This window comes from Streptomyces sp. DvalAA-14, from assembly GCF_900091855.1.
In the GTDB taxonomy this organism is placed as follows: Bacteria; Actinomycetota; Actinomycetes; order Streptomycetales; family Streptomycetaceae; genus Actinacidiphila.
The window spans coordinates 1-9,888 of the sequence record NZ_FMCH01000208.1 but is presented as its reverse complement, the minus strand read 5'-3'; the positions used below and the strand labels follow the sequence as shown (position 1 = coordinate 9,888).

Annotated in this window: 8 protein-coding genes and 1 pseudogene; 3 read left to right on the top strand and 6 right to left on the bottom strand. The window is 73.4% G+C overall.

Annotated features, from left to right (window positions below; translation table 11 throughout):
• Positions 1–203 (bottom strand): annotated as a pseudogene (locus GA0115240_RS37590) (hypothetical protein); the annotation flags it as partial.
• Positions 204–443: 240 nt separating this feature from the next.
• Between GA0115240_RS37590 and GA0115240_RS10525 the strand changes: the two are divergent.
• On the top strand, positions 444–1,343 hold the full coding sequence (locus GA0115240_RS10525) for a Gfo/Idh/MocA family protein (protein WP_176725033.1): 900 nt from the start codon (positions 444–446) through the stop codon (positions 1,341–1,343).
• Positions 1,344–1,380: 37 nt separating this feature from the next.
• On the opposite strand, the gene lnt is transcribed toward GA0115240_RS10525, so the two are convergent.
• Both lnt and GA0115240_RS10515 read right to left on the bottom strand, forming a co-directional pair.
• Entirely contained in the window at positions 1,381–2,919 is a 1,539-nt protein-coding gene (gene lnt, locus GA0115240_RS10520) for an apolipoprotein N-acyltransferase (RefSeq protein ID WP_256069650.1), read from the bottom strand.
• A gap of 254 nt (positions 2,920–3,173) precedes the next feature.
• Positions 3,174–3,770, bottom strand: coding sequence for a histidine phosphatase family protein (locus GA0115240_RS10515; RefSeq protein WP_093736404.1), 597 nt, complete (start codon positions 3,768–3,770; stop codon positions 3,174–3,176).
• 232 nt (positions 3,771–4,002) lie between these two features.
• Here GA0115240_RS10515 and GA0115240_RS10510 point away from each other — a divergent pair, with 232 nt between their 5' ends.
• The gene (locus GA0115240_RS10510; protein ID WP_093736403.1) at positions 4,003–5,433 is read left to right on the top strand and encodes a dihydrolipoyl dehydrogenase family protein; all 1,431 of its coding nucleotides are present in this window, start codon (positions 4,003–4,005) and stop codon (positions 5,431–5,433) included.
• A gap of 142 nt (positions 5,434–5,575) precedes the next feature.
• Here the strand turns inward: GA0115240_RS10510 and GA0115240_RS10505 are convergent, their stop codons facing one another.
• From GA0115240_RS10505 to GA0115240_RS10495, 3 genes are all read right to left on the bottom strand, one after another.
• Positions 5,576–6,889 (bottom strand): outer membrane protein assembly factor BamB family protein, encoded by a 1,314-nt coding sequence (locus GA0115240_RS10505; protein WP_093736402.1) that lies wholly within the window; start codon positions 6,887–6,889, stop codon positions 5,576–5,578.
• 112 nt (positions 6,890–7,001) lie between these two features.
• A complete protein-coding gene (locus GA0115240_RS10500; RefSeq protein ID WP_093736401.1) occupies positions 7,002–7,571 on the bottom strand; it encodes a TetR/AcrR family transcriptional regulator in 570 nt (189 codons plus the stop codon).
• A complete protein-coding gene (locus GA0115240_RS10495; protein ID WP_093736400.1) occupies positions 7,564–8,400 on the bottom strand; it encodes an alpha/beta fold hydrolase in 837 nt (278 codons plus the stop codon). Before GA0115240_RS10495 ends, GA0115240_RS10500 begins: the two co-directional genes overlap by 8 nt.
• A gap of 131 nt (positions 8,401–8,531) precedes the next feature.
• Here GA0115240_RS10495 and GA0115240_RS10490 point away from each other — a divergent pair, with 131 nt between their 5' ends.
• A complete protein-coding gene (locus GA0115240_RS10490) occupies positions 8,532–9,830 on the top strand; it encodes a low temperature requirement protein A (RefSeq protein WP_093736399.1) in 1,299 nt (432 codons plus the stop codon).
• Positions 9,831–9,888 lie beyond the last annotated feature (58 nt).

The window sequence follows — 9,888 nt, the reverse complement described above, 5'->3', positions numbered from 1 at the left end:
GCCGGCGCCGTCATCCCCGTGGTCCCCAGCACCTCGTGGGCCGGGCCGGGCACCACCGAGAGCTCGGCGGAGCCGTGGCCCGGACGCGGGCCGGCGGCGGACGACGAGGGTCGCGGTGCGGAGGCCGGGGGAGCGGACACGCTGGCGCAGCCGGTCGCCGCGCAGGCCGTCAGCAGGATCAGGGCGAGAGAAGATCGACGCACCCGGGCAACTGTGCCCGAGAGCCGAGGGTTCGGCTATTCCCCGGACGAGTGAACGTTCGGCGGCCGAACACCCGTCCACGCTCGTCCCAGCCCTTCGCCATCGCCGCTCCCACCGGCCCGTATGCTGCGGTGGGCGCCGTACGGCGACCCCGTACACCGACGCCGCCGGCCACCGGCCGCCGGCCCGCGCCCGGCCGGGCGGACACGACAGGAGCACGCATGGCACCGGGCAGCGCCCCCTTGAAGATCGGCGTCATCGGACTCGGTGACATCGCGCAGAAGGGGTACCTGCCGGTGCTCGCCGCCCAGCCGGACCTCGAACTGCACCTGCACACCCGCAACCCGGCCACGCTGGAGCGGATCGGCGACGCCCACCGGCTGCCGCACCGCCACACCTCGCTGGACGCCCTGCTCGACCAGGGCCTCGACGCCGCCTTCGTGCACGCGCCCACTGAGAACCATCCGGAGATCGGCGCCCGGCTCATCGAGGCCGGCGTCCCGGCCTACGTGGACAAGCCGTTCGGCTACCACCTGGCCGACGCCCGGCAGCTGGTCGAGCTGGCCGACCGGCGCCGGGTGAGCCTGATGGCCGGCTTCAACCGCCGCTACGCGCCCGGCTACGCGCAGTGCCTGGACCATCCGCGCGACCTGATCGTGATGCAGAAGAACCGGGTCGGTCTCGCCGAGGAGCCGCGCGCCGTGGTCTTCGACGACTTCGTGCACGTGGTGGACACCCTGCGCTTCCTCGTGCCCGGCGAGGTCGAGCAGGTGCGCGTGTCGGCCCGGGTCCGCGACGGACTGCTGCACCACGTGGTCCTGCAGCTGTCCGGCGACGGCTTCACCGCGATCGGCACGATGAACCGGATGAGCGGCTCCACCGAGGAGAGCCTGGACGTCAGCGGCGACGACACCCGGCGCCAGGTGCTCAACCTGGCCGAGGTCGTGGACCACAAGGGTCAGCCGACGGTCCGGCGGCGCGGTGACTGGGTGCCGGTCGCCCGGCAGCGTGGCCTGGAACAGATCACCGCGGCCTTCCTCGACGCGGTGCGCGACGGCCGGCTGCTGGACGCCCATGACGCACTGGAAACCCATGAGCTGTGCGAGCGGATCGTCGCCGAGATCAGCGAGATCAGCGGCTGACCCCGGCGGCGGCCCCGCCGCGGGCCGGCCTCGTCCGTCAACCGGCCTGTCCGGCGGCCTCCGGCAGGACCACCGCCGGCCGCCGCACCCGGCTCAGCGCCTCGTAGGCGACCGCCGCCAGGACCATCAGCAGCGCCAGCCGCGGCACCCAGTCGCCGAAGCGGACATACAGGCTGCGGCCGGTCGCCAGCGGCACCTGGTACACCGCCGACGTACTGCTGCGGGTGCCGATCCGGTGCCCGACCGGGCGGCCGTCGGCGTCGTAGACCGCGCTGATCCCGGTGAGGGTGGCGTGCACCATGGGCCGCCAGTCCTCGGCGGCCCGCAGCGCGGCCAGCGAGGCGTGCTGCGCCGGCGCCCAGCTGTTCTGGAAGCTGGAGGTGGACGACTGCGCGATCAGCAACTGGGCGCCGTCGCCCGTCAGATGGCGACTCATGTCCGGAAACGCGGACTCGAAGCACACCAGCGGGCCGAACCGCACCTTCCCGGTGTCCATCACCACCTGCCGGGTGCCGGGCTTGCGGTCCTGGCCGGCCGCCCGGCCGACCGAGGTGGCCCAGCCGAGCACCGAGCGCAGCGGGATGTACTCGCCGAAGGGCACCAGCCGCATCTTGTCGTACGTCGGGCCGGTCACGCCGTCCGGCCCGATCAGCTCCGAGGTCTTGGAGATGCCGGCGCCGTCGGCCCGCTCGGCGTCCACATTGACCAGCAGGTCCGCGCCGACCTCCCGGGACAGGGCGGCCAGCCGGTCGGCGGTCTGCGGGTGGTCCGTCAGATCCACCACGACGCTGCTCTCGCCCCAGACCACCAGGTCGGGGTGCGTGCCGGCGAGCGCCTCGGTCAGCTCCACCTCCCGCTGGAAGCGGCTCCGGTCGCTCGGCAGGATGCCCGACTGGACGATCGCGATCCGTACCGAGCCGGACTGCTGCGCCCGCGGCGCCCACAGCCAGACGCCGGTGGTGACCAGGGCCGCCAGGGCCAGGGCGGTCACCGCCGGGCGCCGCACCGCGGGCAGCGCGAGCAGCGCCACCAGGCAGGTGTTCACCAGCACCACGAGAAAGCTGACCAGCCACACACCGCCGACCGACGCCAGTCGCAGGGCCGGCGCGACCTGCCACTGGCTGGCGCCGAGCAGTCCCCACGGGCCGCCCAGATACTGCCAGGAACGCACCAGCTCCACCATGAGCCAGCCCGACGGCACCAGCACGGTGGCAGCGGCGGCCCGAGCCGGATGGGTGCCCGGGCCGAGCAGACGGCGCACCGCCCAGCCCCAGGGGGCCCACAGCGCACCGAGCAGCAGGGCGATCGCCACGATGAACACGTTCAGGCTCGGCAGCAGCCAGTGGTGCACGGCCAGCATGAAGCCGGCGCCGCCGAGCCACCCGTCCACCGCCGCCCGCCGGCCGGTCGGCGCCGAGCGGATCAGCAGCATCCAGGGCACGAGGGCCGCGTAGGCCAGCCACCACAGCGACGGCGCCGGAAAGGCCAGCGCGGGCAGCGCTCCCGCCAGGGCCACGGCCACGCCGCGCTGCCAGGGGGACGACAGCCGGACCGCGCTGTGTCTCTCGGCCGTCACCGTCATACGCGCTCCCTCAAGAATCCCCGCGTGTCTCCCGGGGCGACCAGTGTCCTGGCACCGGCTTACCCCTCACCAGGCGCAACATGCCGGGCACCCGGCGTGTCGCCGCGCGCTCGGATGTTCTACGGCACGGCCGGTGGCAGCCGGCAGAGGGGAGCGCGGGCGGCACGTCGCCAGGGAACGACCCGGCGGGGCGGGGGAGCGGGCCGGGGGAGTGCGGGGCGGAGCCGGGGAGCGCGGCCGGGGCCGGCTCAGCCCATCCGGTTCCACGCGGTGAGCACCGGCCGGCCGTGCTCCTCGCCGAGCCGGCTGACGGTGCCGGTCTCCAGCAGGAACAGCGCGCCGTCGGTCGGCGGCAGGCCCAGCCGCCGGGCGGTCAGCACCCGCAGCAGATGGGCGTGGGCCACCAGCAGGATGTCCCCGTCCCCATCGGCCCGGAAGGCCTCGTCCACCCGGCTCAGCACGCGGTCGGCCCGTTCGCCGACCTGCTCGGCGGTCTCTCCGCGATGCCCGTCCGGGCCAGGGACGACGCCGTCCCGCCACAGGTCCCAGTCCGGCCGGGTGCGGTGGATGTCGTGGGTGGTGACGCCCTCGTAGCCGCCGTAGTCCCACTCGCGCAGATCGGGGTCGATCTGGATCTCGTCGAGGCCGGCCAGCTTCGCGGTCTGCCGGGCGCGCAGCATCGGACTGACGAACACCGAGACGAACGGCCGCGACCCGAGCAGCGCCGCCAGCGTACGGGCCTGGTCCTCACCGTGCGCGGTGAGCGGGAGGTCCGTATAGCTGGTGTGCTGGCCGGACCGGGTCCACTCGGTCTCCCCGTGCCGGATCAGAACAAGCTCACCCATCGAGCACACCTCCCGTTGCGCCCCACGGCGCCCCGATCTTGATCATACGTCGTGGAGCCGCCGCCAACATCCGGAGCGGATGGCGGTCGGCTGCCAACTCCCTTACGGGACGGCAACGGTAAAGCGTGGCAAAGTCTTCCGCCCGGGTGCGCGTCGTTACGATGACGCCGGAGGGGCGGGACCGCCCCTCCGCCCAGTGGCCCAGCCGTACACCAGCAGTACAGGAGCCGGTATGAACGACGCCCCCCGCACCTACGACGTGGTGGTCATCGGATCGGGCCCGGTCGGGATGAACGTGGCCGACCGCACCCGGGCAGCCGGGCTCAGCACGGCGATCGTGGAGAACGAACTGGTCGGCGGCGAGTGCTCCTACTGGGCGTGCACCCCCAGCAAGGCGCTGCTGCGGCCGGTGCTGGCCCGCGCGGACGCCCGCCGGCTGCCGGGCCTGAGCGACGCGGTGGCCGGGCCGCTGGACGCCCCCCTGGTGCTGGCCCGGCGCGACGAGGCCACCTCGCACTGGAAGGACGACGGCGAGGTGGCCTGGCTGGACAGCGTGGATGTCGACGTGGTGCGCGGCCGGGGACGGCTCGACGGCCCCCGGAAGGTCACGGTGGCCACGCCGGACGGCGGCACCGTGACCCTGCTGGCCCGCCAGGCCGTCGCGGTCTGCACGGGCACCACCGCGGCGCTGCCCGACCTGCCGGGCCTGGCCGACGTGCGCCCGTGGACGAGCCGGGAGGCCACCAGCGCCAAGGAGGTCCCGGGCCGGCTGGTGGTGGTCGGCGGCGGGGTGGTCGCGGTCGAGATGGCCACCGCCTGGCAGGGCCTCGGCGCCCAGGTCACCGTGCTGGTGCGGGGCAGCGGACTGCTGACGACGATGGAGCCCTTCGCGGGGGAGATGGTCGCGGAAGGGCTGCGCGCGGCCGGGGCCGAGGTGCGCTTCGGGGTGTCCGTGGTGTCGGCGATCCGCGAGGACGGCCAGGTCCGGGTGGGCCTGGACGACGGCGGGGAGCTGACCGCCGACGAGATCCTCTTCGCCACCGGGCGTCGCCCGCACACCGACGACCTGGGCCTGGAGACCGTGGGCCTGACCCCCGGCGACTGGCTCACCGTGGACGACACCCTCCAGGTCACCGAGGTCGCCGACGGCTGGCTCTACGCGGTCGGCGACGTCAACCACCGGGTGCTGCTCACCCACGAGGGCAAATACCAGGCCCGGATCGCCGGCGCGGTGATCGGCGCCCGCGCCAAGGGCGAGCCGCTGGACGACGACCCCTGGGGCGCCCACGCCGCCACCGCGGACGGCGTCGCGGTCCCGCAGGTCGTCTTCACCGATCCCGAGGTCGCCTCGGTCGGCCTCACCGCGCGGGCCGCCGAGCGCGACGGCCGCCGCACCAAGGTCGTGGACTACGCGATCGGCGACGTGGCGGGCGCCGCGCTGTACGGCGACGGCTACCGCGGCAAGGCCCGGATGGTCGTGGACCTCGACCGCGGCCATCCGATCGGCGTCACCTTCGTCGGCCCGGGCGTCTCCGAACTCCTGCACTCGGCGACGATCGCGATCACCGCCGAGGTCCCGCTGGAACGGCTCTGGCACGCCGTGCCCGCCTTCCCGACGATCAGCGAGGTCTGGCTCCGGCTGCTGGAGACGTACCGGGGCTAACGGGACAGCCCACAGGGACCGTACGGGGCCGGCGCGCGCCGCGCCGGCCATCACTCCGTGAACCGGACCGTGCAGCGCCAGGGCAGGGGTGGTCCGGACACCTCCGGCCGACCGGGCGGGCCCGGTCGGCCGGAGGTGTCGGTCAGCGAGGCTGCGGCGGCGCGGTGATCCGCACCGGTGCGGCGCGCTTCACGTCCCCGGCCGGGCCGAAGGCGACCAGGCCGCCTCCGGCCGGCACCACCAGGCGTCCGTGGGCGGTGCCGAGGCCGGGGACGGTGAACTGCGCCCAGTCCCGTTCGCCCGGGATGGCGCTGTTGGGGTTGGGGGCCGGGGCGATGCGTACGGACCAGGCGGTGCGCCCGTCCGCCGCGTTCAGTGCGAGCAGGAGCCCGTCGGCGTCCTCGACGTACACATAGCCGTTCGCGACAAGCCGGACCGCGGCGGAACCGACCGGGCTGGTGTACGTCCAGTCGGTCGCGAAGGTCTTCGCGTCCAGGGCTCGGAGCACCCCCTGGTACGTGATGTAGGCGTGGCCGGCGTCGAAGGCGGGTGTGGAGTCGGCGGGAAAGGACCTGATCTTCGTCCCGGTCTTCTCGTCGAAGGCGGTGACCTGGTCGGTGGGATCCACGGGGTAGTCGCCGCGCAGCCACAGATCGCCGTGCGCGAGGACCGGCGGGTTGCCGCCGCCGTCGAAGTAGGGCGGCAGGTTGTAGTGGCGCAGCTCGTGCCCGTCGGCCGGGTCGAGCAGCTGGTAGGTGATGTCGTCGTGTGCCACCCACACGCCCTGGGCGTCGACCGCCACCGGGGTCTCGCCGGTGTCCCGCATGGTGGTGTTCCACAGGATGCGGCCGTCGGTGGCCCGTATCGCCGTGGTGACGGAGGTGCTGCCGCCCTGCGTGTAGAGGACGCCCTTGTACCAGGTCGGCGGGAAGTCCCAGATGAAACTGTGCACCCGGTCCAGCTGCGTCTGCCACACCCGGGTGCCGCGCGCCGGGTCCCAGGCGGTGAGCAGGCCCTCTTCGGTCTGGGTGTAGAGCAGCCCGCCCCCGTATGCCGCGGTCGCCGTCAGCGGGGTGAGTTCCTTCGCCGGCCACAGATCCTGTCCGGTACGGGCGTCCAGCCCGACCAGCTTCATGTCGGGGCCGGGATCTTGCGGGCCGGCCGCGTTCACCACGGCGAAGACCCGGTCGCCGACGGTGATGGGTGAGCCCGCCATGGTGCCGAAGTCCCGCGACCAGAGCTGCCGGTAGGGCGGTTTGGCCGTCGCGCCGGTCACCGAGCTGTCCAGCGAGGCGTCCACCCGGTAGGCGGGCGTGGCGTCGTGGCTCTCCTCGGCGGTCGCGGTGCTGCCCGGCAGCTGGGTGGCGGCGAACGGCGACGTCACCGGCGACAGGGCCAGCGAGGCCGAGGCCGCCGCCGCCACCACCGCGATCCGCAGCCTGAATCGTGCGTGCATCCCGTATCCCCCTTGCTCTCGCCGACGAGCGCCGCCCGGGCGGTTACCCGAAGCCTGCGGGAGTATGCCGGCCGGGCGGCGTGCCGCCCGACCGCCGACAGTTTTCTGCCCGTCAGGCGGCGGGGGTGCGCAGGCCGTGGTCGATGAAGCCGATCAGCCAGCTGAAGCTGTCGTCGACGTCCGTGTCGATCTGGAAGCCGCCGGACGCCTCCAGGGTGGCGAATCCGGCCAGGACGCTGCGCAGCATCCGCAGGGCGTGGATCTGCTGGCCGGAGTCGATCCGGTAGCCGTGCAGCATGGCCGACCAGGAGGCGAGCACCCGTTCGCTGGCCGGGACGAGCGGGTCCTCGGGCCCGCTCGGGCGGGCGGCATTGCCCGCCGCGTAACGGCCCGGGTGTTCCGTCACGTACCTGCGCATCGCTTGCGCGCCGGCGGTCAGGGCGTCGCGGCCGGCCCGGCCCTGGGTCGCGTCGCGGATGGCGTCGCTCAACTCGGTCATGGCCAGGCAGGCGATCCGGCGGACGAGCTCGGCCTGGCCGGCGACGTGCTTGTAGAGCGAGGGGGTCTTGACGCCGAGCCGTTCGGCGAGCAGGCCCATGCTGAGCCGGTCGAACCCGATCTCGTCGGCCAGTGCGGCGCCGGCCTCGGTGACCGCGGCCGGGGTGAGTCCGGCCCTAGGCACGGGTCAGCGTCCGGGAAAGGAAGGGCAGGGTCAGCGCCAGGACCTCATCAGGCGTCTGGACGTGCGGGTAGTGGCCGGCGCCCTCGATGACGACCAGCTCACCGAGACCCGTGGGAAGGTCGGCGACGATCTTCTCGCCCTCGGCGCGCGGGTCGGCCCAGTCGGGGTCGAGGCTGCCCTCGATCACCAGGACCGGGCAGGTGACGTTGGGCAGTTGCGCGCCGGCGTCGCTCGGCTTGGTCCTGCACATGGCCTGCAGCGCCTTCATCCGGCCGGGCTCGGTGAGCTTGGCCTCGATGCGTGCCAGCTCACTGTCCCAGTCGGCGGGCTTGGTCGGGTTGGCCAGGTCGAGGTACTTCTTCCAGCTCGCCAGGCTCCCCCGGAGGAGAACCTGCGCCAGCTGGGTGAAGCCGCGCCGGAAGCGCTTGACCCGCACCAGGCCGGCGAGGTCGAAGGGCTGCTGGCGGGTGAACGGCGCCAGCTCGACGATCCCGGTGATCAGCTCGGGCGCGGTGGCGGCCGCGATGGTCGCGGCGCCGCCGCTGATCGACTGGCCGACCAGCACGGCCGGGCCACCGAGGTGGCGCACCAGGGCGACGAGGTCTGCCGCGATGTCGGTACGGCTGTAGCCGCTCCAGCCGAGGCCGGAGTCACCGCAACCGCGGATGTCGACGTTGGCGACCCGATACCCGGCCGCGGCCAGGGCAGGGGCGAGGAACCGGTAGGAGTGGCGGCTGTCGCCGATGCCGTGCGCGAGGACGACGAGGGGGCCCTGTCCCGTCACGTCGTAGGCGAGGGTGTTGCCGGCGATGCTGAGGTGCTCGGTCATGGTGGCCTTCATACTGGAAGGAAGCTAATACGATTAGCTGTAAGGCTAGGCTGATTAGCCTCATGCGTCAAACCCATGCCCTGTCCATGCCAGGTCATGAGCGGGGCCGCCGCAGAACTAGGCTGACGCCCGTGAGCGATCTGCACACCGCCGACGAGTCCGACGACGCGAGGATCGAGCGGCACGCGAGTTGGGCCGAGCTCTTCTTCGACCTCGTGGCGGTAGCGGGCGTGGCGGCCCTGGCCCACGTGCTCGGGTCCGAGCTGGACGCCGCGGCGCTCGGTCTGTACGCGCTGCTGTTCCTGGCCTTCTGGCTGTCGTGGACGACCTTCATGCTGTACGGCAACGTCGCGGCCGGGCAGACCCGTGTGCTGAGGCTGATGTTCGGCATGTTCGGCCTCGGGGTGATGGCCGCCTCCGTACCGGGCGTCGCGCACACCGTGCTCGGCGGCAGCCGCAGCGACCGTCCGCTGACCGCCTTCGCGATCGCGTACATCGCCACCCGCGTCTACGGCTCCCAGTCGTGGCGCCGGGGCGACATACTGCTGGACTTCCCGGTGGTGCAGTACACCGGAGGGCTGCTGCCCTGGATCGCCTCGATCTGGGTCGGCGAACCCGGGAAGCTCGCGCTGTGGGCGGTGGGAGTCGGCCTGGACCTGCTGCTCATACTCGTGCTGCCCGGTCGGCGGATCCTCACGCGGATCCAGGCGGCACTCACCCCGCAAGCCGCCGCCCGACGCCGGCCGCGGCCCGGTGTCCGCCCCGGCGGACCACCGGTCGTGCACGGGGTGTCGGTCGACCCGGCCCACCTCGCCGAGCGGCTCGGGCTCTTCGTGATCATCGTGCTCGGCGAATCGGTCGTGCAGGTCGTCAACACCGCGGCCGGCGCACGGTACAGCGCCGGTCTGCTGGCCACCGGATTCGCCTCGTTCGTCCTGCTGGCCGGCATGTTCGGCCTGTCCGTGGTCTTCGGCTACGCCGGCCTGCCGCACCTGCGTCCCGGCAGCATCCCCACCCACGCCGCCCTGGGCCTGCACTGCCTGGTCACCGGCGTCGTCGCCACCGTGGCCGTGTCGCTCTCCGCGGTGATCGAGCACGGCTCCGAACCGCTGCCCGCCCCGGGCCGCTGGCTGCTGTGCGGCGCGCTCGCGGCCTACTTCATGCTCGCTGCGGTCACCGGCATCGCCAGCCGCAGCTCCGATCTGCCGAGGACGACCGCACGGATCACCACGGGTGTCGCGGTCCCGCTCCTGCTGGGTCTGTTCGGCACCGGGATCGGCGGCCGGACCCTCGTGGTCTGCCTGGCCCTGCCCGTGCTCGCCCACCTCGCGTTCGAGCAGCGACTGGCACCGGCCGGGACCACGTCCGAGCAGGCGAGCCTCCCGGACGCTGAAACCGGGAAACCGGAGCTGACCCGAGCCGACGAATGACGACGCGAGGCGGTTCGGGCCACCTGCCCGCAGGACGGGCGCCCGGGCGCGGCCCGGC

Bases quoted from the DNA above. Each gene is read 5' to 3' on its own strand.
- GA0115240_RS10515 (WP_093736404.1), bottom strand. From the start codon at position 3,770: ATGGGTGAGCTTGTTCTGATCCGGCACGGGGAGACCGAGTGGACCCGG.
- GA0115240_RS10495 (WP_093736400.1), bottom strand. From the start codon at position 8,400: ATGACCGAGCACCTCAGCATCGCCGGCAACACCCTCGCCTACGACGTG.
- GA0115240_RS10505 (WP_093736402.1), bottom strand. From the start codon at position 6,889: ATGCACGCACGATTCAGGCTGCGGATCGCGGTGGTGGCGGCGGCGGCC.
- GA0115240_RS10510 (WP_093736403.1), top strand. From the start codon at position 4,003: ATGAACGACGCCCCCCGCACCTACGACGTGGTGGTCATCGGATCGGGC.